This window comes from Atopobium sp. oral taxon 199 str. F0494 (assembly GCF_000411555.1).
Classification (GTDB): domain Bacteria; phylum Actinomycetota; class Coriobacteriia; order Coriobacteriales; family Atopobiaceae; genus Lancefieldella.
The window spans coordinates 1101204-1123803 of sequence record NZ_KE150486.1; the positions used below are offsets into that span (position 1 = coordinate 1101204).

The following is a 22600-nucleotide window of genomic DNA, read 5'->3' on the forward strand; positions in this document are numbered from 1 at the left end:
GCACGGCAACGCTGGGCCGGGCACAACAATGCGGCCGGCCGAATTGTTCGACCGACCGCATTATTTAGAGCGTCAGCGTAAATGCGTGCTTTTAGCTCAGTACCAGCATGAATACTGTCAGTACGATGGCAACAAAGACCGCGATAATAACGAGCAGTTTCGCTGCCCATTTGAGCCATGTCTCATACGGAATACGAGCCAGCGCAAGACCACCCATAATGAAGCCGCAGGTCGGCGTAAACAGGTTGACGAGACCGTTGGCGGCAACGTTGCACATGATGGAAGTCTCCACCGACCAGTTGAGGCCGGAAACAATCGGCGAAACGATTGGCGCGGAGAGCGCAGCCAGGCCAGAAGAGGACGGCACCAGGAAGCTGAGGCCGATGTGAAGCAGATAGTCCAGGAAACCGAAGAGCGCTGCCGGCATGCCGGACTGCGTCAGAGCGGTAACCGAAGCCTGAACCATCCAGCTGCCAAGTCCGGTCTGTGCCATCAGTACAGCTGTTGCGCGAGCGAGCGCAATAACTACATTGACCGAAATCATGTCGCCAATGCCGGAAATGATGGTAGTAGCCATCTTTGAGCGATCGGGCATACCAATCACGCCGATGATAATGCCCATAAGCATAAACCAGGTAGCCGCGTCATCGAACCACCAGGAGCCGAGCGCGTTGCCGGTAATGATTGACGTCCAAGCAAGTCCGTCTGCAATAGATTCGTTCAGATCTCCCCAAGGAATGAATCCGAGAATCATAACGACAAACGTCAACGCAAAGATTATCATGCAGGCTTTCTGTCTGCCAGTCAGTTTTTCCTCATCGCTGATTTCCATATTGCCATATGCTTTGTTGCATACGTCCAGCTGATCGGCTGTCAAAATGGAACCCTTTGTTTCAATGACGTGCTTGGCGTATCTGGTAACTCCAAATGCGGAAATCAGGTATGTGCCGAGCCAAAGAATGACGCCTTCCAGATAGAGGATGCCCATATTAACCTCGACACCCGCCGAACGCGCCGCGTCAACGGCGGCGCCGGTAGCGAAGGGGTTAATAGTTGAGCCGAGAACGCCCGAGCCGGCGCCCAGCAATACGGTAGCTGCGCCAACAATAGGATCCATGCCGGCAGCCGTCATCGTAGCCGCAAGCAGAATATAGAAGCCAACGGTCTCTTCGCCCATGCCGTAGGTTGTGCCGCCTACCGAGAACAAGAACATCAGGACCCACACAAGAATCATTTCCTTGCCCTTGAGCTTCTTGACAAGGACATGGATTCCCGTTTCCAGAGCTCCGGTCGCGTTAACCAGAGCAAGGAAGCCTCCCAGACAGAATACGAAGCCAATAACTTCGCTCGCGTCATGGAAGCCGGCAATGGGGGCCATGATAATTTGCTGGAATGTAGCTCCCATGACCGCGGCCTGCTCACCCTCGTCCGTTATATACGGCTGACCATTTGTGAGCCAGGTGCAAATCGCGACAAAGAGCAGTACAAGAAGAAGAATGCCATAGGTACCAAGGCGCTTCCTCGTTTTCTGTTGTACAGACATATGAATCACATATCTCCCTCAAGCCGCTGCTCGGGAGATTTGCCGGAGGCTCTTCTCCCAAGCGCGACTACAGTAGTTCTGTTGTTACTTCAAGGTCGCGTACATCACGGCCTTGATGGTGTGCATACGGTTTTCAGCCTCTTCGAACTCACGAGCCTGGTGACCCAAGAACACATCGTCGGTAACTTCCATGGCCTCAAGACCATACTTCTGGTAGATGTTCTCGCCAATGGTTGTATGACGATCATGGAAGCTCGGCAGGCAGTGAAGGAAAATGGCCGTCGGCTTAGCGTCTGCCATAACGTCCTTGTTGACCTGATAGGGACGAAGCAGCTCGATGCGCTGAGCCCAAAGCTCTTCCGGCTCTCCCATGGACAGCCAGATATCCGTATACAGAACGTCAGCATCCTTAGCGCCAACCTGAACGTCGTCCGTAAACTCAAGAACGGCATGAGTCTCTTTGGCAATGGCTTCGCACTTGTCGATAAGCTCCTGCTTTGGCATAAGCTCTTTTGGTCCGCATGCGCAGAAGTGCATGCCCAGCTTGGCGCAAACAACCATGAGCGAGTTTGCGACGTTATTGCGGGCGTCGCCGAAGAATGTCAGCTTGCGACCGCGAACATCGCCGAACTCTTCCTGAACTGTCATGATATCGGCAAGCATCTGCGTCGGGTGGAAATCATCGGTCAAGCCGTTCCAGACCGGAACGCCGGAGTACTTTGCCAAATCTTGGACAACATCCTGGTCAAAGCCTCGATACTCAATACCGTCAAACATACGGCCCAGTACCTTTGCCGTATCTTCCAAAGACTCCTTCTTGCCCATCTGGGAGGAACCGGAATCAAGGAAGGTTACTCCCATGCCCAAATCCCTGGCGCCTACCTCAAAAGCGCAGCGCGTGCGAGTCGAAGTCTTCTCGAACAGCAGGACGACCTGACGCCCCTTCAGCCAGCTGTGATCCACACCGTTGCGTTTCATATTCTTAAACTCAACGGACAGGTCCAAAAGGTAGCGGATCTCATTCGGCGTATAGTCAAGCAGCGTCAAAAAACTCCTGCCGCGAACATTAACTCCCATAGTGCTCTCCTTTTAACGTGATCTGCAGTGCCAGATTACTCGGCGCGGATCAACGGCATCGACATGCAGCGAGGGCCGCCACGGCCGCGGGACAGCTCGGCGCTCGGAATGCTGAGGACATGAACGTCATGCTCCTCAAGGATGCGGTTGGTGACATCGTTGCGCTCGTACACGACTACTGTACCAGGAGCAATAGCCAGGGTATTGGAGCCGTCATTCCACTGCTCGCGCTGAGCGGCAATCATATCGTCGCCACCGCAGGTAATCAGGTCGACATCGTCCTTCTCGGTATATTTGCAGAGCACATCGTGCAAAGTGGCATCGACTTCACGCACGTTCAGACGATGACCGTTGGTGCCCGGAGTAATCTCGAAGACCTGCAGCGGTCCCACGATCTCTGGGTGAACCGTGTACTTGTCATAGTCGATTGCGGTGAAGACGGTATCCAGGTGCATAAATGCCCTGGAAGAAGGAATAGCGAATGCAAGAACTGTGCGAATCGTGCAATCCGGATCCGCAAAAAGATTAATCGAGAGAGCTTCAAGAGCCTCGGGGCTCGTGCGCTGTGAAACGCCCACGGCCAAAACCTTATCATTGAGGTTAAGAATGTCGCCACCCTCAATGTTAAAGAACGCAGTACGCTTGGTATAAAGCGGAGTGCCTGTGTAATCAGGGTGATACTTGAAGATGTAATCCGCATAAATCGTCTCGCGGTTACGGGTTGGGAAGCGCATCTTGTTCAGTGAGATGCCTGATCCGATAGAGCCGAACGGATCGCGTGTAAAGTACAGATTAGGCATCGGGTCAACAATCAGCTTCTGCTCAAAGGAAGCCATGTCAACGAGTGAATGGTTGCGCTCAACGTCGTAGCATTCCTTAAGATTGATTCCTTCCATGGTCTTAAGGACAAGTTCTTTGCCTTCAAAATTCTCAGTCAGATACTCAAATAGTTTCTTTTGCCACTTCTCTGTGTGGATGCCGCCCTCTTCAAGCCACTGCATCAAGAACTGTTCCTTCAGTTCTGGGTGAAGCGTAAGGACTTCCGTCATAAGGTCCTCGAGATAGACGACCTCAACGCCGTTGTCACGAAGAAGCTGAGCAAATGCATCGTGCTCTTCCTGTGCAACCTTCAGGAACGGAATATCATCAAAGAGCAGCCTTTCCATTGACGCCGGGGTAAGATTGAGAAGTTCCCTACCAGGGCGGTGAAGCAACACCTTTTTAAGCGGTGCGACTTCACTCCGCACACTAATTCCTTTCATGGTTTTCCTCCGTTTTAGGGTTGTATGGGCACGCCTTTATACAAAAAAGAAGCGCTATCAAAGCCTTTTGTGCCCCAAGACAGGCCATGCGCTCTGCACGGTAATTACGTCATGGCACCTCCTTCAATCGCGGCGAAACCGGAAAGAACGCGTCTGTACGCAGTTTTTCGGAACGCCAAACAAGAAAACATCTAGCGTCCCTACCGTAGAGCATTGTTATATAAGAAGCACCCACATATCGACGAACGAGAGATGCGGGTGCTTACTCATGTAAAGCTTGTGATACTTCTCGCCACATTAATGCTGGTAAAGCATGTAGTTTACGAAGCGAGAAAAGCGAGGGGCTACAAAATCAAATCTTGACTCCTCGGCGAACGGTATCTGTGAAGATAACATATCCGATGGCACCGAAGATAAGAGCCACGCCTATCATGGAGATATTGAGAGGGGTTTCGCTCATCATCGGTCCCCCGTCAACCATACTGACAAACGATGGAAGAGCGAACAGCGCAAAGCTCACACCCAGGATAAGCATGGAGCCAAAAACGCCCACCAGTGAAGACACCATAGCTGCTATGCTGCGCTTTGTTATCTCAGTAATGTTAGTCCAGTCAAAATTGGGTCGACGCACATCAATGGCCATGCCCAGATTTGTTGCGAAAAAACAGAAACACAACGGCACAATGAAATTTCTTGCCGCCGTACCAAGAGCGATGTTTCCCGAGATGAGCAAAATGCCATTTGTCAGCAGCAAGCCGACTAGTACATACAGCATATTTGCCACAACCTTTGAGCCAAAGACCTGCCGAGCCGTCACCGGCATCGTCGCCATCAGCCAATTGGAATGACCCTCTATGGAAAAGGCCACCGCTGACGAACAGCTAGCTGCCACAAACATGCATATAAAATAGGTAGACATAAGCCCGAAAATCATATGTGCAACCGGCCTAATCATACGCGCGGCGTTTATATCATCCTCGACAACCGACGCGATAAAACCGTCGACCCCGAAAAACGCCACTACAAGGGCAAGAATTACGCAAATAATTACACCGAAGCCCAGCTGGAAAAAGTATGTCGGATACCCAAAGAGCGTACGAAACTCTTTAAGCACCATTGCACGGAATATGCCATTTTTCTTTGTTGAAATCTGACTGGTTGCAAATTTTTTGTTGGCAGTTTGAGTCACTACAGACGCATTGACGCGATCGTTAAATTTAGCGAGAAGCGCGATAATCAGCGCGGGAGATCCCACAGAAAGTACGATAAAAATGAAGAGACTCAGCACATTTCCCTGGGCAAAAACATTAGCTACCAGCAGCGAAGGCACATACACGGTGCCAACGGTGTTTGCCATGCCATAGATGATTTCATTATAGTGAGTAGCAAGGTATTCAACACTTTCTCCATCGTGGCTCATCGTGCCTGAAAACCATGTCACACCTACGATATAGAGCATGGCAATCGCCATGCCGACAATACCGCCAATAACAGTATTAAAGTTTTTGAAATGCAGTTTTGCACCGAGAGCTGTAAGCGCCCATGCGAGCAAAATTGTCACTGATGTGGCTAAATTAGGCGCGAGCAAAATGGAAATCGGCACCATCAACAAGCGAAGTGGTGTTATCTCCGCTGTCGAGAAATACCCAAGATACAGAGGTAACATAGTAATGAGTGCCCAGAATATCTCCATCGAATACATAGCGCCAACGCGTGAAGCAATAACTACAGTTTTTTTAACCGGCAGCGACATAATGAAGTCATAGTCTTTGTAGCCAAACAACAGGCCATTTGACTTCGCAAACGTAAAGACTACACCTGAAAGTGAGGCAATAAGCACGGCGATGAGCGGCACCAATTTGTCAAAGCCAAACGCGGCAAGACCCATGCCAAAGGCATACAGGTAGCCACCGAGCACAAGGATACCGATGCCGCTGGCAATAATGAGTGTCACCGTAAGCCCGTTAGCGCCGCGCTTACCATTGCGGCGACGTCCCAGCCTCTGGCTTGTCCACACTGCGAGCATCTGCACTTTCAAAAGAAGCCACAAAACTTTCACATCCGAAGGAAGCTTGAAAGTGGCGGAATCCGCAGGTGCAAGATCTGCTGCCGTTACCTGTGCGGGAATAAATTCGTCTTGAGGAAGCTCATCGACTTCCTCGCCCGGTACGGGAGGTCTGGAATCGGCCATTACTGATCACCATCCTGATTGGCAGGTGCCTCTGGAGAAGGCGTTGTCGGCGCCGCAGGTACAACAGGTGTTGCAGGTGCAGAAGGCGCTACGGATGCGGAGGGTGTTGCTGATGCGGAAGGCGCCGCTGGCTTGACATTCTTTTCGTCAGCCGCCATATCCGCAGCCAGCTCATCTGTCACGCCAGGCGCGCCGACTTCCATGCCAAGGAAAACTTCCTCAAGTGAGGAATTACCGCGGATAGCCTCGGTTTCTCCGGCGGCCAGCAGCTTGCCTTCACGAATGATGGCGATTTTATTGCAGAGCTTCTCAACGACTTCAAGAACATGACTGGAGAAGAACACCGCAGATCCGCGCGCAGCCAGCTCGTGCAAGATTTTTTTAAGCTCAAAGCTGGCGGCGGGGTCAAGTCCTACAAAAGGCTCGTCCAGAACAAGCAGCTTAGGCTCATGCAAGAGCGCGCTCACCAGCACGAGTTTCTGCTTCATACCGTGGGAAAAACTTGAAATCGGGTTGGCAAGAGAATCGGTAATGCCCAGACGATTAGCGAGCACCGTGATGCGCTCGACGCGATCCTGTGCGGGAACGCCAAAGATGTCAGCGACGTAATTAAGGTATTTGATACCGGACATAAACTCATAGATATCAGGATTATCGGGCACGTACGCGATGAGTCTCTTGGTTGCAATCGGATCGCTCACAACACTCTTGCCATCAACGTAAATTGCGCCACCCTCAAACGGCTGCGCGCCCACGATGCACTTGATAAGTGTGGTTTTGCCCGCACCGTTATGACCGATAAAGCCATAGATATCGCCCCGAAGCACATCAAGCGTCAAATCATCAACCGCTACTTTGCTTCCATATTTTTTGGTAAAGCGCTGAACATTCAAAACAGGAGCTGCAGCACCTGCGGTTTCCGGAGCAATGCCTGTCATAATTAACCTCTCGTTAGTCTTCCATTACACGCAGAAATGCGTCATCCGAAAGCGCGTCCTCAGCGAAACCCACTGAGGAACATGACATTCATTCAGAAGAGAAACATCTGCTTGCATAAAAATTTTGATGGTTACGCGCACATACGTCAAGAAAAGAATTTTTGATACAGGTCAGTTCTACTGGCGTTTCTCATTATTTTTGTTGAGGTTACCTCGAATAAGTCCCGCAACTGTTGGGATCACGGACACCAGCACAATCCCGATAATCAGTAGCTCAAAATGTTGCTGTACGACAGGAATGCCACCAAAAAAGTACCCAAGCAAGACAAACAACGTTGACCACGTAATTCCGCCGAGAATATTGAAGATGACGAAATTGCGCCAGTGCATGCCGCCCATGCCGGCAATAAACGGGATAAAGGTGCGGATAAACGGAAAGAAACGTCCCAAAAAAATGGCCAGATGTCCCCATTTATCCAAAAAGGCTTCGCTCTTCTCCATGCGCTCAGGAGTCATTGCCTTCACCCGACCCGATGCCACAATGCGCCGGCCAAAAAAATGACCAATCATGAAGTTGCACTGATCGCCCAGAATCGCGGCGGTCCAGGTAATGCCTATCAGAACAAAGATTGAAAACCCGCCGTTATGCGCAAAGAATCCCGAAGCAAAGAGTAGTGAGTCTCCCGGCAAAAAGGGAAAGAATACCACGCCTGTCTCGATGAAAATGATGAGAAACACAAAGCCATACGCGGTAAAAGGTCCCGCAGCGATAGCCGTAGCGATAGCAGAGCGCGGATCCCGAAGTAGTGAGATAATCGCGTCAATAAATCCCATGTCATCCAATCGTTGCAGGTATACCGCACGCCTTACGGATAGCGAGAAGGCCCCGCGTACGCAGGCTTTCAATGCAAAAAGCGCGCTTAGCAGGCACGGATGCCCGTAAGGGACCCCTTATGGCTGCTGCCTCCCGGCCCTGACCAGGTTCGAGGTGTTACGTCACCCGTACCCGCTAAACGCGCTGTAGATACTCTACCCTATTCAGCAAGCTTGTGCATGGCAAACTGCAAAGTTACTATCAGCGGCGGTGCGCCCGGTAGTATGCAATAAGCGCCTTGGTGGACGCGTCCTGCGCCTCAAGAGCGCCATCATCGTAGAATGCCGGGGTGATTTGCTTTGCCAACTGCTTACCAAGCTCAACGCCCCACTGATCAAAGGAATTGATACCCCACACGACGCCCTCAACAAAGGTAATGTGTTCATAGAGGGCGATAAGCTCGCCGAGAGAGCGCGGTGTCAGCTGATCGCCAAAGATTGACGTGGTAGGACGGTTACCCGCAAACACGCGCGCCGCAACCATCCATTCCGGCGTGCCTTCCGCGCGGACTTCATCGGCCGTCTTGCCAAACGCGAGCGCCTTGGTCTGCGCAAGGAAGTTGCCGAGGAAAAGCTCGTGAACATCCTGAGCGCCGTCTTTCGTAGGATTATGCGTATTGGCAAACGCGATGAAATCACAGGGGATAAGACGGGTGCCCTGATGAATCAGCTGATAGAAGGCGTGTTGTCCGTTGGTGCCCGCCTCGCCCCAGAAAATCTCACCGGTCTTGGTTGTAACAGGCGAGCCATCCCAGCGTGTAGATTTACCGTTAGACTCCATTGTCAGCTGCTGAAGATAGGCAGGGAACCGGTGCAAATATTGGTCGTATGGAAGCACCGCGTGTGAAGCTGCGCCGAAGAAATTGACATACCAGACATTGAGCAGGCCCATCAGCGCCACAATGTTTTGCTCAAGCGGTGTATTCTTAAAGTAGTTATCCACAAAGTGGAAACCACCCAGGAACTCTTCAAAGCGCTCAGGGCCATACGCCAGAGCAATCGTTAATCCGACCGCGGAATCGACCGAATAACGACCGCCGACCCAATTCCAAAAGCCAAACGTATTTTCAGGATCGATTCCAAAATCCTGGACTTTATCCAAAGCCGTTGAGACGGCCACAAAATGCTTGCGAATAGCTTCAGCATCCTGCTGTTTTGAGCCATCGATGACGCCTGCATCGCGCAGAGCGCCCAAAAGCCAGGAACGCGCGCCGCGAGCGTTAGTCAGCGTTTCAAGTGTGGTAAACGTCTTGGAAACCACAATAAAGAGCGTGGTTTCCGGATCAAGAGAACGCGTCTTCTCGGCCAAATCAGAAGGATCAATGTTGGATACAAAGCGCACTGTCAAACCGGCGTCCGCATATGGCCTAAGCGCCTCATACACCATCACCGGACCAAGGTCAGAGCCACCGATACCGATGCTGACGATAGTTTTGATTGCTTTGCCGCTCACGCCCTTCCACGCTCCGGAGCGTACGCGATTGCAGAAAGCGTACATCTTGTCGAGTGTGCTGCGAACGTCAGCAACCGTATCCTGGCCATCCACCACAAAGGTGCCAATCTGCGAAGCCGGCCGACGCAGTGCGGTGTGCAGTACCGCGCGATCCTCTGTTGTATTGATATGACTGCCGCTGTACATATCCGCGCGGCGCTCTTCAAGCTTCACTTCACGCGCGAGATTACACAGGAGCTCAAGGGTCTTCTCGTCAATAAGGTTCTTGGAAAGGTCAATCTGAAATTCATCCAGCATAAACGTCAGGCGAGAAGTGCGATCGGAGTCTTGGGCAAACCATGAGCGCAAGTCTATGCCAGCCTCAGTGAGCTTGGTATAGCGTGCCTGGAGAGCAGCCCACGCTTCAGTCTTAGTTGGGTCAACAGGTTTGTTTGCAGGAGCTGTCGGTGCAGTCATGAGGTCTCCTATCATTTGCGTACAGTTTAAGGATAGACCGCATGGACGTCTGAAGCTAGCACAATCAGCTTGATTGATAAAATTCGCGGGGCACCGTGTGCGCAATGCCAAAACTCAGTATGGTTCTCCAAGCGGAGGGAGCTGTTTCAGATAAGCCCAGCGAAGCTGCTTTTGATGACTGTCCCCCAGCGCGCCGGCAAAGTTGTCAAGATTTAAAAACCTCATGCCGGCAACCTCTACCACAATGCCTGCTTCTAGAAAGGCGGCTTGCGCCGTTGCCTGTTTCGAAAGCTCAAGCGCATAGGCGTTACGGATAGCGTCAAGGGCCTCATTATCGCAAATCAACACCGTTGCCGGGTCAAGCGCGGTCAGGGCTTCTCTCAGAAGCGCGAGAGCCAGCGGAGTTCCGTCCGCACCAACCGTAAGCAGCGCCGACCAATCTTCCGGAGCGTAACCAAGGTGTTCAAGCGACGCATGAAGTGCACGCCCGTCTTCGTATGAAAAAGCGGCGGTGGCCATATTGCCAGCGCCGGCAGCCACATCTTCCGTGTCAAATACGCCTTTGACGAGCGTAACGGACGAGAACGCGTTACCGGCCATCAGTACACCAGCATCGGAGAGAGCCGACAGCTCAGCTGTCGTCTTAGCCAGATACACTTCTTTGCGCGCAGCTCTCTTTGTCGGCACGAACCCTCCTTCTACGAGCGTGAAATCTATCCCTTTGATTTCCCTACTATGCACGCTTTTTGCATTTCGAGCAACTCCCATGTATGACGCTGCTCATTTTGGGGATAAAGCCACTAACGACACTATGCGAGGCTTGAACGCCACGCTCAATAGGAGGTTATATCATGGCACAGCAACTCACCGCCGCAGAGTTTGACTCTGTCCTTGCGTCCGCCGACAAGCCTGTCCTTGTGGATTTTTGGGCGTCATGGTGCGGTCCCTGCCGCGCGCTCGGCCCCATCGTCGAGCAGGTTGGCGAAGAGATGTCCGACAAGCTTTCCGTCTATAAGGTCAATGTTGACGATGAGCCGGATCTTGCCACCCGTTTCCGCATCGTTTCCATCCCAACACTCATCCTGTTCAAGAACGGCGAGCCCATTCACACGATGATTGGAAACCTTCCTAAATCCGACTTGGTTTCTGAGCTTAACGCAAATCTATAAGCTATTACTGTAAGTCTTTTGCCAGTTCCCGATGCCTGTGTGCTTCCGCGTCCGGCAGTTGGTAAAATGGAGTTACCGCGGCGGCACGTCATTGCGGCGTGTCGCCACTTTTTAGCGAGGAGTACCCGTGGCAGACATGAAAGACAAGCGCTCGATCAGACAAACAGAGGTTTTTGAAGACGATAGCCTTCCAGACAGCACTTCTGAGCTCGTCATTTCAGATGCCGAGAAGACCGGACAGCTGAAAGGCGTTCGCTGCCGCATAGTTATGGCCAAACTCCGGGCAAGCATTTCGGTAGGTATTCTCGTAGCCGCCGCTGCAATCTTTGTCTTTCTGCTCATCGATGTAACTGCCGGAGACGTTATTGGTCTTGATCGTTTTGCCTACCGTCTCTTCGTCATCCATCTGCGTACTACGTGGCTCACGGGCATCATGGAAGGATTTTCGGGCCTTGCAAGTCCCGTGACCGTTGTCGTTATGCTCATTGTCGTCGCGGCGTTTGCTCCGGGACCTAACGTTGGTCGTCTCGCCTGTATCAACCTTGTAAGCGCGCTTGCCGTAGACCTGATATTCAAAGCTATCGTGCAGCGCCCGCGCCCGGACGGCTTTCGCCTGGTCGCTGAAACAGGATATAGCTTTCCTTCGGGCCATTCCATGTTTTCTATGGCGTTCTACGGCTTTCTTATCTGGCTGGTATGGCACTACGAGAAGGACAATCTGCAAAGGTGGCTCTTCTGTCTTTCTTTTGCCTTCATCATTATCATGATTGGCGTCAGCCGTATCTATCTCGGCGTGCACTACGCCTCCGACGTCCTCGGCGGCTATTCCCTTGCACTGGTATGGCTGGTGCTCTTCACAAAGCTCATGGTCCCCGCGCTCATACGAAAACCGCACGACAAAGACGCCACGCCTCAACGACTTCAGTGACAGGCGACGTTAGTGACGGCCAAATAAACGCGAGGCAAGTTCCCCAAATCCTGATTGATTGTTCAGCTGAATGATTTCCGCCTGCACGACTTTTTTGGCGGTATCGTCAACAATAACGCGCCCCATCGTCGGACCGCCTCCGCCACGCGGAAATGAAGGGCTCCCGGGATTCATGACAAGCGCATGGGTCCACTCGTCCTTCTCGATAAATGGCCGATGCGTGTGGCCGCAAACAGCAATGTCACACTTGGTCAAATCAAGACGCTCTCGATAGTGGCAGATTTCCCATTTGAGGCCGCTCTCGAGGAAAAACACCTTCTTGCGCACCATGGGGCCATAGTCATAGGCGAAATCATTATTGCCCAAGCACATGCGCACAGGCGCAATCTCCTGAAGCTTCTTATAATCTTCCAGCGACGTCATGTCGCCGGCGTGCACAATGTAATCAGCACCCTGGAGCTCGTCAAGCAGCTCAGGCGATAAATACCCATGCGTATCGGAAATAACATCATATCGTACGAACGCCATATATATTCTTTCTGCCAGTTCTGGCATAGTGTAGCGGTTGCAGCCTATTGTGCAAAGAGCTTTCCTCGCGCTTAAAGGCCAAGCGCGCGTTTGAGAGCTACCACACGACGGCGCGAAACCGAAATGTGTTTGTCCTCAAACCCCTGAATCGTGAGCTGAAGAATACCAGCTGAGATGACTTCCACATCTTCAACATACTCTAAATTCACAATATAACTACGATGAATGCGGAAAAATCCGTGCGCCGCAAGTCTGTCCTCCAGTTTTTGGAGCGAAATCGTCGAAAGGAACCGGTCGTTTTCCGTATAAATGCAGGAGTAGTCGTCCTTTGCCTCAATAAAGCGTATCTGGTCAATGGGCACGAGGACCTTACTGCCGCTCTTAATGACGGGAATGCGCTCAACGCTTGGTGGCGGAACCTGCGGTTTAAGGCGTTCAGCAACCTTTTCCAACGCCTGACTCAGCCGATCCGTCTCAACCGGCTTCATAAGATAGTCGACCGCGTTGACGCCAAAAGCGTCTAGGGCGTATTCGCTATACGCCGTAACAAATACAATCTGCGGAGGATTTTTCAGTTTGTGAAGAGCTTCGGCAAGTTGCATGCCGTTGGTCTTGGGCATAGAGATGTCCAGGAACATGACATCAACACGGGTTTCCATGAGCTTCTCGACAGCCTCCCGTGCACTTGTCGCCTCGACTATCATGTCAATAGAGCCAGACTCCTCGAGTAAAAACCTAAGCTCTGACCGGGCCGGAGCTTCGTCATCAACAATCATCGCACGCATATAAACCCCCTATCGCCGCGTGAAAGACGCGGCGTCTTACTGTGCAAACAGCCCGCTCTGCCGTGCGGCGTCAGCAAGCTTAAGCGTCACGCAGGTACCTTTTCCCGGTTTGGAGAGAATTTCCACACCGGATCCCGCGCCGTAGAAACGCTCGACCCGTTCCGAAACGTTTTTGAGCGCGATGCCAGTTCCTTTTGATTCTTCCGGAACATGGTCGGCATCATCAACTGCAAGCAGATTTTGAACTTGCTTTTCTTCCATACCCAAACCATCATCGGCTACGGCTATAAGAATATCATTCCCGTCTCGCGCGACGTGTACGTCAATATGGAGAGGCCCCTCATCGCGCATAGCATGCCGAACGGCATTCTCAACAATGGGCTGCACCAAAAAGGACGGAACAAAAATTTCCTCGCATCCGGCCTCTACATGCTCGCTTTCAAGAATGCGGTCCTCGCCAAAGCGGGCCTTCTCAATCGTCAGATAGCTGCGGATCTGCGTCAGTTCCTGCGACAGAGAAATAAGAGCATCAGCGGTGCTCTCCAGAGTGCGGCGATACAGCGCTGAAAATTCGCGGAGCAACTTGCGAGCTTTATCGGGGTCGGTTCGCGTCAAAGACGCAATGGTATTGAGCGTATTAAAGAGGAAGTGAGGGTTGATTTGAGCCTGCAGCGCCTTAACTTCCGCGCGGGCTGTCAGCTCAGCCTGACGGTCAAGCTCGTATGAGGAAAGTTGCGTAGAAAGCAGCTGTCCCAGACCTTCCGCAATGGCAAGCTGGGTTCGGTCAATCTCAATGCCCCGGCGGTAATAAAGCTTGATAGTGCCCACAGCCTGATCCTGCACCAAAAGCGGCACAATGATGCCAAACGTGCTGCCGCGAGAAGCACTTTTGCGCTTCAGAACCTGCTGTCGGCTATCGACCGATACAAAGGTTTCCATGCGACGACTTTCAAGCACTTCAAGCGTGGGGCCGGCCACCTTCGCTCCGGGAAGGTGCGTTGTAGGAATGTCTCCCTCAAAACCAAGCACCCGTTCACGGTCGGTAAGGCCGATAGCGGCCGCGGATGTTTGGGGAAGCAATAACGAGCAGATAGTCGGTGCGCTTTCTGCAGTCAGGCCGCCGCGCAGATTTTTGAGCGTCTGTGATGCAACCTCAAGGGTTCTCTCAGTCGCCTGAGAACGGTTCGCCTCCGGTGACGGCATAATAGTGCCGCTCACAATAACAAGCATAGCGAAGCCTCCACCGGCAGCAATGGCGGCTATCAGGTTATTTGATACAACCCCTATGGCGAGAAGAACCAAAAAGGCCAAGCAGACCAGAAGGAAGATGAGATTTTTCGTACGTTTGTTGTAGGTAGCAAAAGTCTTCATACTGCTGCTCAAAGACTCTGTGAATCTGCAAGAGATGCCGGCAGAGGCGTCTTTTTGAGCGCTTGAGCCAGCGGCAAGCCAAGGACGTACAGCACTACCGCCTCACCAAGGCCTGTTGTTACCAGACCAAAAAGGTACATATACGGATATGATCCGTCGAGGGCGATGTCTGTAAAGGGAATGGTATAAAAGCCCATACCTTGCAGAAGCAAGGGCAAATACGCGGGAACAATGAGTGCGTTTGCAAGCACCGGTCCCAAGACCGCCAAGGCCGGCGTCTTCCTCAATTTCCAGGTAAGATACGCGCCCACGCCCGTTGCCAAAGAACCGAAAACAACATCCAGAAGACCCAGCGCTCCGGCACCCGAAAGCGCCATGTTAGCGAGGTTGGCAATCACACAGCCCAAAACCAGCCCTGGAACGGCTTCGGATGTAAAGAGCGCCAATACACAGAGCGCCTCGGAAACGCGGAACTGAATCGGACCCCAGGCAAGGCTGCCTAAAAAAAGAATTGTAACTAACGTGAGCGCGGCGTATACGGCGGCAATCATACCAATGCGCGCGATACGACGTGTTCTTTCGATACCATCTTGCGATGGCTGAAGTGCACTATATGACAAAATGCAGCCCCTTAACCTATGCTGGCATGCAGGTGTTTATTGAAACAATATCTATAGTAACCGCTAAACGCATCGACGGCAAACGCAATACTTTTATATCAACAGTTTAGTAGTGAAGGTGCATCCCAGGATATACCATCTCGCGGCGATGTTTCTCATAAGCTGCAACGGCTTCCTCTTCAAAAGCCAGCGGCGTTTCCTGCTCCCCCATAGCGTCCAGAAACCATCGCATGAGATAGGGATTCAGCGGAAGCAGAGGACCAATAATCCACGTTGCAATGCAGTTGCCCCGGCGAAATCCTTCGAGCTTGCTTTTCTTGTTGATACCAAATCCGGTTGAATTCTTAATGAAGTACGAGGAGGAGTTGTCGCCTTCAGTAAGCGTGAACTGCATCTTAAAACCTACAACGTCAAAGTCCTTCTCGCCATTGCCCGGACTAAAAGAGCCAACCTGCACGTCATGAAAACGGCGCGGCATATAGCGCGTGGTCGTATACGCGAAAAGACCCAGGCCTTCGATACGCGACCCGTCCGGATTGATAATGGCTTGCCCTAAAAGATCCGCCGCGTTTCCCGAGAAGATCATGGGAACACCCGCGTCAGCAAGCTCTGCCAGGCGATCTTTGTACGGCATGAGGCGTTCAAGCACAAATTCCTGCTGAGCCTCGGTCATGCCACCCAACAAGATGCCGGAAGGAATATGGTCAACAAAGTAAGGCTTGTCGCCATGCATGGTGTGAACGATGTTCTCCTTGGGAAGGCAGGCTTCTGCGTAGAGGTAGTTGCCATTGTCGCCGCCCTGGTTTCCATACTCCGGGTACAGAATTTCGACTTTTGTTTCAGGCTTACTCATGGGCGGCCTCCATGTCCTTTAAGCGTTCAAGAATTCGCTGGCGGCTGACATCAGCAATGCCACCGTTGTAGAGCCCATGCGCGTAAAACACATGCTGCACGGCGGCCAAATCAATACAATCGGCAGTTTCTTCAGGCGTAGACGCCACAAAGGTTTTCTTGGGATCGATGCCCGCAAAACGCAGCCGAACCAAAAGGTCAAGCGAGGTGTCGCCATACAGAACTACCTGTTTGACACTGGGGTCATTGAGCACCTCAAAGTCAGTCTGATAATACCAGCCGATATATTCCGTCTGGTCTTTCGCCTTTGCCATATAGGCGTCAGCAATCATGATGACGATAGCTTTGTCGCCCGGTTGACGGCGCAGGATATCCAGCGTAACCGAAGTAGCGGTGTCATTCTCGCCCTTAGATGCCATGCTGATAAGACGATGACCGTTGTAGTCAATCTCGTTGTAGCGTGATTCCGCGATGTTGATGTCGCTCTCAAGCGAGCGGGCAATCTGCTCGGGCGTCAGACCCATTTCACGGGCCGTCACGACGCAGGTCAGCATGTTGTAGAGATTCACGATGGAGTAGCTGTTGAGCCTGTAGGTATAGGCCGGCGCTCCAGGAGCGTTGTTCTCGCGCACGACAAAGGTATGGTCGGTCTTGTTGACCGAGACAACCTCATAATCAGGATGCGGGTTCGTAAAACCGCATTCCTCACAGGTCGCTTTACCAAGGTGGCGAAGGTGAGCGTAGTCCCACCGCAGCTTTCCGCCGCAGATGGGACATGCCGTCAAGTCGCTGACGATTCCCATAGGCTCCGGCGTGTCTTCGTCCAGATGCGCAATCGAGAAGTACGTACGGTGTTCACACTGAGGCGCCAGACGGCAGGAAATCATATCGTCGGCGTTGAGAATGAGATGCGTATCGGCGGGAATACCCTTGCTCATCACGTCAAAAACGAAGTCGGGAGTGGCGCTGCGTGAAAACGTATCACGAAAGAGGTTGGTAACCGCGAGAATATCGGGCTGGAAGAAAGGAAAGATGCGAGGACCGGAGAGCTCATCAAACTCCATCACCGCCAGCTTGTTCTTAACCTTGCCTCCAAAGGTGGTATTGCGCGCAAAGGAGCTTGCAAAACCGCTTGAGATGTTTCCTCCCACGCGATTGGTCACCGTATGGTAGCCGTTGTCAGCCAACAGGTCATTGAGCAGATTGTTGGTGGTGGTTTTTCCGTTGGTGCCCGAGATGAACACAATCTGATCCGGCTTCGCGATGTCACCTAAAAATGCCGGGTCGATAGCCTCGGCAATGGCGCCGGGCAAGGTTCCTCCCGCATGTCCCGTAAGATCGAGCGCCCCAATGGTCGCTTTCGCTGCAAGGAAGGCAAGTGGAAAGAATCTACTTCGTATGTTGGTCACGATTACTCTCTCTCCATACTGTTCACAGAAATACACATTTTAGCATGTAATGGACGGAGCTTTGGACTCCATGGGGTTTCTCGCCACCTCTGTCACAAAAACGTCCCTTACCTGTTTCGTAAGGGACGTAAGAGTCACAATAGAGTTGCGGCGTTGCACGAGGTACTTGAAGCACTATCGGCCACGCCGGTACCCGCTGTTTACATGCTGATACGCGTACCTGAAAGGCCCGCCATCGCCTCGGCTGCCTTTTCAAGCGAACCGATAATGCATACGCGGCCCGGACGGGACTTCGCAAACTTGATGGCTGCGCGAATCTTTGGCTCCATGGAGCCCTTGCCAAACTGACCCTCGGCAAGATAGGCCTCAGCATCTTCGCACGTCAGGGTCTCAAGGTCTTTTTGATCCGGCTTACCAAAATTGATGGCTACATGATCGACAGCAGTGAGAAGAACCAGAGTATCGGCCTGGCAATCTTCCGCCAGCAGCTCGCCGCCCATATCCTTGTCGATGACGGCGGCAATGCCCTTATACGCTCCCTTGTCGGTATAATCCCTCACAACAGGAATTCCACCGCCGCCGCAAGCGATGACGATGAACTCGTTGTCCAAAAGATTCAGAATGCTCTCGTACTCAACAATCTTCTTCGGTTCCGGCGATGCGACAACGCGACGATACCCTCTGCCCGAATCCTCCATAAAGCTCATCTCAGGATGCAGCTTCTTCTCTTCTTCCATCTGCTCTTTAGACATGAACTGTCCGATAGGCTTGGAGGGATGCTCAAAGGCGGAATCTTCGGGGTCTACCTCAATCTGCGTCACGACAGAGGCAACGTGCCACCTCTTGTAGGCCTTATGCATGGACGCGCCGATTGCCTGCTGAAGGTGGTATCCGATGTAGCCCTGGGACATGGCGCCGCATTCCGGAAGGTCAATCTTCGGAATGGAAGTGTCCTCGTCATGCGCGAGGGCAAACGCCTTTTGAATCATGCCTACCTGCGGGCCATTGCCGTGGGTAATGATGATTTCATTGCCTTGTTCGATGACCTTAAGAAGCGTGGGCGCGGCCTCCCGTACCCGCTTGATCTGCTCCTCGGGAGTATCTCCCAAAGCGTTTCCACCAAGAGCAATGACAACGCGGCTTGTCTTGTAAGACGAATCTTGCATAGTACCCTCCGTTAGTTAGTATGAACCTCCGTGGCTACTATACTTCAGAGCACTCCAACTGCCTAGAACATACAGGGTCAACGGTCTTTTTACGCCGCACACCTCTCGCGTGCGGACTTTCCGCACTATTGGAACGCGAGAAGAACCCGGAAGATGAGGCCTGAAACGGCAACCTCATATGAGCCACAGCTCCTCTTTTCAAAGAAACGCCGGGCCAGGAAATCTCTTCCTGGCCCGGCCAAGCGGCGCAACATACCTCAAATCAAGCGTTGAGCGCCGCAGAAGAACCAAACGTGCGCCTAGTTCTTCTTCTCTTCTTCGCTGTCAGTCTCAGAAGCATAGAGCGCCTTGAGGCGAACAAGGTGATCATAGCGAGCCATTGCCGCGGCCTCGTTCTCCTTGAACAGCTTGTCAGCATTCTCGGGGAACTCGCGAGTCAGACGGCTGTAGCGCGCCTCGTTCATAAGGAATTCCTGATAGCCGCCAGCAGGCGCCTTGGAATCAAGCGTGAACTTTTTGCCAACTGGCGCGGAAGGATTGAAGCGGTAAAGGTTCCAGTACCCCGTCTCCACGGCCTTCTTCATCTCTTCCTGAGCGTGAGCCATGCCGCCCTTGATGGAGTGCATCTCACACGGCGAGTAGCCAATGATGAGCGAAGGTCCGGGATAGGCCTCAGCCTCAGCGATTGCCTTCAGGGTTTGAGCAAGGTTAGCGCCCATAGAAACCTGCGCCACGTAAACGTAGCCGTACGTCATAGCAATTTCAGCGAGGTTCTTCTGCTTGACATCCTTGCCCGCCGCCGCAAATTGCGCGACCTGACCAAGACGGGACGCCTTGGAAGCCTGGCCGCCCGTGTTGGAGTACACCTCGGTGTCAAAGACGAACACATTGATGTCTTCGCCGGAAGCGAGAACGTGATCAAGGCCACCAAAGCCGATGTCGTACGCCCAACCATCGCCGCCGAAGATCCAGAAGGACTTCTTGGTGAGATAGCTCTTATTGGCGAGAAGTTCCGCAGCCTCAGGAGTGTTGGACGAGCCAAGCTCAGCTACGAGAGCCTCAGCGGCTTGCTTGCTCAACGCGGCATCGGAAACGGAATCGATCCACGCCTTGGCCGCATCCTTGAGCTCCTGACTTGCCTCGGAAGACTCGGAAAGCTTCTGGGCAACATCCAGCAGGTGCTTCTGCTCCGCCTGATGACCCAGCATAAGACCCATACCGTGCTCAGCGTTGTCCTCAAACAGGGAGTTATTCCATGCAGGACCATGACCGTTCGCATCGGTGGTAAAGGGCGAGCAGGACGCGGGATTACCCCAAATGGAAGAGCAACCGGTTGCATTGGAGATATACATGCGGTCACCGAACAGCTGCGTCACCAGACGGCCATAGCTGGTTTCCGCGCAACCTGCGCAGGAGCCGGAGAACTCAAGGAGCGGTTTTTTGAACTGCGAACCCTTGACGTTGTTTGCAACCAGCTCGGGCTTCTCGGCAACATGAGCCACGGAGTAGTCAAAAATCTCCTGCTTAGGCTGCTCTTCTTCAGCGGCAACCATAGTAAGGGCGTCAGCCGGGCAAATGTACACGCAATTGGAGCAGCCGGTGCAGTCAAATTGCGAAACAGCAATCTCGAACTTCATACCCTTGGCCTTGGGCCCAACGGCGTCCTTAAAGACAGCGGACGCGGGAGCCGCAGCGACCTCTTCATCGGTAAGAACGAAGGGACGAATAGCCGCGTGCGGGCAAACGTAGGCGCACTGGTTGCACTGAATGCACTTGGCGTCATTCCAACGAGGCACCATAACGGCGATACCGCGCTTCTCATACGCGGCCGCACCCAGCTCAAACTGGCCGTCCGCATGCTCCTTGAACACGGATACAGGCAGAGAATCGCCTTCCATGCGAGACACAGGATTCATAATCTCCTGCACCTGCTTGAGGAGAGCCGCACGTCCCTCAAGAGAGATGGGGTTAGGAGCGTCCTCAGCATTTGCCCAATCGGCAGGAATCTCGATCTTTTTGAATGCAGTTGCGCCAGCGTCGATAGCCTTGTGGTTCATATCGACAATGTTCTGGCCCTTCTTCAGATAGGAATGAGTCGCAGCGTCTTTCATATACTGCAGCGCGTCGGCCTCGGGGAGCACCTTTGCAAGCGCGAAGAAAGCGGACTGAAGAATGGTGTTGGTGCGCTTGCCCATACCAATCTCTTTAGCAAGGTCAATGGCGTTGATGAGATACACGCTGATGTTGTTCTTGACAACATAGCGCTTGGCCTCTGCCGGGAAGTGATGCGAGAATTCCTCGGCGTCCCACTGGCAGTTGACTAGGAAGGTTCCACCCGGCTTGACATCGCGCACCATCTTGAGGCCCTTGGTGATGTAGGCGGGATTATGGCATGCGACAAAGTCCGCCTTGGTAACGTAGTACGGAGAGCGAATTCTGTGGTCTCCAAAACGCAGGTGGCTGATGGTAATCCCGCCGGTCTTCTTGGAGTCATACTGGAAGTAGGCCTGGACATACTTATCAGTGTGATCGCCGATGATCTTGATGGAGTTCTTGTTGGCACCAACGGTGCCGTCGCCGCCGATACCCCAGAACTTGCATTCGATGGTACCTTCGGCCGCAGTATTAGGAGCGTCAGCATCCTCGGGCAGAGAAAGATTGGTGACATCGTCCACAATGCCAACTGTAAACTCGTGGCGAGGCTGATCCTTCTTGAGCTCCTCAAAAATCGCGAAGGCTGACGAAGGAGGCGTGTCCTTGGAGCCAAGACCGTAACGGCCGCCAACGACAGTGAGGTTGCCCTTGCCAGCCTCATACAGTGCGGAGACGACGTCTTCGTACAGAGGCTCGCCGACAGATCCGGGTTCTTTAGTACGATCCATAACGGCAACCTTCTTGACGGTCTCAGGGAGAGCGTCAACAAAGTGCTTTACCGAGAACGGACGGTACAGGCGAACCTTTACCAGACCGACCTTCTCGCCATGAGCATTGAGGTAATCGATAACCTCTTCCAGAGTGTCGCAGAAAGAGCCCATGCAAATAACGACGCGGTCTGCGTCAGGAGCGCCGTAGTAGTTGAAGAGACCGTAATCGGTGCCGAGCTTAGCGTTGATCTTGTCCATGTAGTTCTCAACGACTGCCGGAAGCTCATCATAGACGGCGTTGCACGCCTCACGGTGCTGGAAGAAGATATCACCGTTCTCATGTGAGCCGCGGGCGTGCGGATGCTCGGGGTTCAGAGAGTGGTCACGGAAGGCCTGAACGGCATCCATATCGCACATGTCTGCAAGGTCATCGTAGTCCCAAACGGCAACCTTTTGAATCTCATGCGAGGTGCGGAAGCCGTCAAAGAAGTTCAGGAACGGAACTTTGCCCTCAATCGCCGCAAGGTGAGCAACGGGAGCAAGATCCATAACTTCCTGGACATTACCCTCAGCAAGCATGGCGAAGCCCGTCTGGCGGCAGGCCATAACATCCGAGTGATCACCAAAAATGTTCAACGCGTGGGTGGCGACAGTACGCGCCGAGACGTGGAAAACGCCCGGCAGCTGCTCGCCGGCTATCTTGTACATGTTGGGCAGCATAAGTAGCAGGCCCTGTGAGGCCGTATATGTTGTCGTGAGGGCGCCCGCTCCAAGAGAACCGTGGACAGCGCCGGCCGCGCCGGCCTCAGACTGCATCTCAACGACTTTGACGGTAGAACCGAAGATGTTCTTGACACCTTGAGCAGACCATTGGTCGACATAATCGGCCATCGGGCTGGACGGGGTAATGGGATAGATTCCCGCTACCTCGGTAAACGCATACGACACATAAGCCGCTGCGTTGTTACCGTCCATGGACTTAAACTTTCTTGCCATATCCTCTCCTTGCCTTATCTGCAGCCATACTAAGCTGCAGGCGACGTACGATGCGACACGATCCTCTACAAACTGACCCTGGGTAGCCGAAACGTCGCGCTTCTCCACGAAACGTCAGC

General features: G+C 52.8%; 18 protein-coding genes and 1 other RNA gene. 2 read left to right on the forward strand and 17 right to left on the reverse strand.

Going from position 1 to position 22600, the window contains the following annotated elements:
* Window positions 1–91: 91 nt before the first annotated feature.
* The 9 genes from HMPREF1527_RS04940 to HMPREF1527_RS04975 all read right to left on the reverse strand — a co-directional run bounded on the left by HMPREF1527_RS04940 (window position 92) and on the right by HMPREF1527_RS04975 (window position 10480).
* Entirely contained in the window at window positions 92–1552 is a 1461-nt protein-coding gene (locus HMPREF1527_RS04940) for a YfcC family protein (RefSeq protein WP_016477608.1), read from the reverse strand.
* A gap of 75 nt (window positions 1553–1627) precedes the next feature.
* A complete protein-coding gene (gene argF, locus HMPREF1527_RS04945) occupies window positions 1628–2620 on the reverse strand; it encodes an ornithine carbamoyltransferase (protein WP_016477609.1) in 993 nt (330 codons plus the stop codon).
* Window positions 2621–2655: 35 nt separating this feature from the next.
* Entirely contained in the window at window positions 2656–3882 is a 1227-nt protein-coding gene (locus tag HMPREF1527_RS04950; RefSeq protein ID WP_016477610.1) for an arginine deiminase, read from the reverse strand.
* Between the two features lie 352 nt (window positions 3883–4234).
* Window positions 4235–6073, reverse strand: a complete 1839-nt coding sequence (locus HMPREF1527_RS04955; protein WP_016477611.1) for a hypothetical protein — start codon at window positions 6071–6073, stop codon at window positions 4235–4237.
* Window positions 6073–7011, reverse strand: coding sequence for an ABC transporter ATP-binding protein (locus HMPREF1527_RS04960; protein WP_016477612.1), 939 nt, complete (start codon window positions 7009–7011; stop codon window positions 6073–6075). Before HMPREF1527_RS04960 ends, HMPREF1527_RS04955 begins: the two co-directional genes overlap by 1 nt.
* Before the next feature lie 177 nt (window positions 7012–7188).
* Window positions 7189–7845, reverse strand: a complete 657-nt coding sequence (locus tag HMPREF1527_RS04965) for a DedA family protein (RefSeq protein WP_016477613.1) — start codon at window positions 7843–7845, stop codon at window positions 7189–7191.
* Window positions 7846–7928: 83 nt separating this feature from the next.
* Window positions 7929–8024: signal recognition particle sRNA small type (gene ffs, locus HMPREF1527_RS07630), an RNA gene on the reverse strand.
* 62 nt (window positions 8025–8086) lie between these two features.
* A complete protein-coding gene (gene pgi / locus HMPREF1527_RS04970; protein ID WP_016477615.1) occupies window positions 8087–9793 on the reverse strand; it encodes a glucose-6-phosphate isomerase in 1707 nt (568 codons plus the stop codon).
* Window positions 9794–9907: 114 nt separating this feature from the next.
* Window positions 9908–10480: a hypothetical protein gene (locus tag HMPREF1527_RS04975; RefSeq protein ID WP_016477616.1), complete on the reverse strand. Its 573-nt coding sequence runs from the start codon at window positions 10478–10480 to the stop codon at window positions 9908–9910.
* Window positions 10481–10644: 164 nt separating this feature from the next.
* Between HMPREF1527_RS04975 and trxA the strand changes: the two genes are divergently transcribed.
* Both trxA and HMPREF1527_RS04985 read left to right on the forward strand, forming a co-directional pair.
* A complete protein-coding gene (gene trxA, locus HMPREF1527_RS04980) occupies window positions 10645–10962 on the forward strand; it encodes a thioredoxin (RefSeq protein WP_016477617.1) in 318 nt (105 codons plus the stop codon).
* Window positions 10963–11098: 136 nt separating this feature from the next.
* Window positions 11099–11890: a phosphatase PAP2 family protein gene (locus HMPREF1527_RS04985; protein ID WP_084594835.1), complete on the forward strand. Its 792-nt coding sequence runs from the start codon at window positions 11099–11101 to the stop codon at window positions 11888–11890.
* A gap of 9 nt (window positions 11891–11899) precedes the next feature.
* Here HMPREF1527_RS04985 and HMPREF1527_RS04990 read toward each other — a convergent pair whose 3' ends face one another.
* The 8 genes from HMPREF1527_RS04990 to nifJ form a co-directional block, all read right to left on the reverse strand.
* A complete protein-coding gene (locus HMPREF1527_RS04990) occupies window positions 11900–12418 on the reverse strand; it encodes a metallophosphoesterase (protein ID WP_051113093.1) in 519 nt (172 codons plus the stop codon).
* A gap of 71 nt (window positions 12419–12489) precedes the next feature.
* The gene (locus HMPREF1527_RS04995; RefSeq protein ID WP_016477620.1) at window positions 12490–13203 is read right to left on the reverse strand and encodes a LytTR family DNA-binding domain-containing protein; all 714 of its coding nucleotides are present in this window, start codon (window positions 13201–13203) and stop codon (window positions 12490–12492) included.
* 36 nt (window positions 13204–13239) lie between these two features.
* The gene (locus HMPREF1527_RS05000) at window positions 13240–14574 is read right to left on the reverse strand and encodes a histidine kinase (RefSeq protein ID WP_016477621.1); all 1335 of its coding nucleotides are present in this window, start codon (window positions 14572–14574) and stop codon (window positions 13240–13242) included.
* Between the two features lie 8 nt (window positions 14575–14582).
* Window positions 14583–15194: a QueT transporter family protein gene (locus HMPREF1527_RS05005; protein WP_255344780.1), complete on the reverse strand. Its 612-nt coding sequence runs from the start codon at window positions 15192–15194 to the stop codon at window positions 14583–14585.
* Window positions 15195–15300: 106 nt separating this feature from the next.
* A complete protein-coding gene (locus tag HMPREF1527_RS05010) occupies window positions 15301–16047 on the reverse strand; it encodes a hypothetical protein (protein ID WP_016477623.1) in 747 nt (248 codons plus the stop codon).
* On the reverse strand, window positions 16040–17455 hold the full coding sequence (locus HMPREF1527_RS05015; protein WP_016477624.1) for a MurT ligase domain-containing protein: 1416 nt from the start codon (window positions 17453–17455) through the stop codon (window positions 16040–16042). The genes HMPREF1527_RS05010 and HMPREF1527_RS05015 overlap by 8 nt, the downstream gene beginning before the upstream one ends.
* 200 nt (window positions 17456–17655) lie before the next feature.
* The gene (gene arcC, locus HMPREF1527_RS05020) at window positions 17656–18621 is read right to left on the reverse strand and encodes a carbamate kinase (RefSeq protein ID WP_016477625.1); all 966 of its coding nucleotides are present in this window, start codon (window positions 18619–18621) and stop codon (window positions 17656–17658) included.
* Between the two features lie 299 nt (window positions 18622–18920).
* The gene (nifJ, locus tag HMPREF1527_RS05025; RefSeq protein ID WP_016477626.1) at window positions 18921–22481 is read right to left on the reverse strand and encodes a pyruvate:ferredoxin (flavodoxin) oxidoreductase; all 3561 of its coding nucleotides are present in this window, start codon (window positions 22479–22481) and stop codon (window positions 18921–18923) included.
* Window positions 22482–22600: the final 119 nt, after the last annotated feature.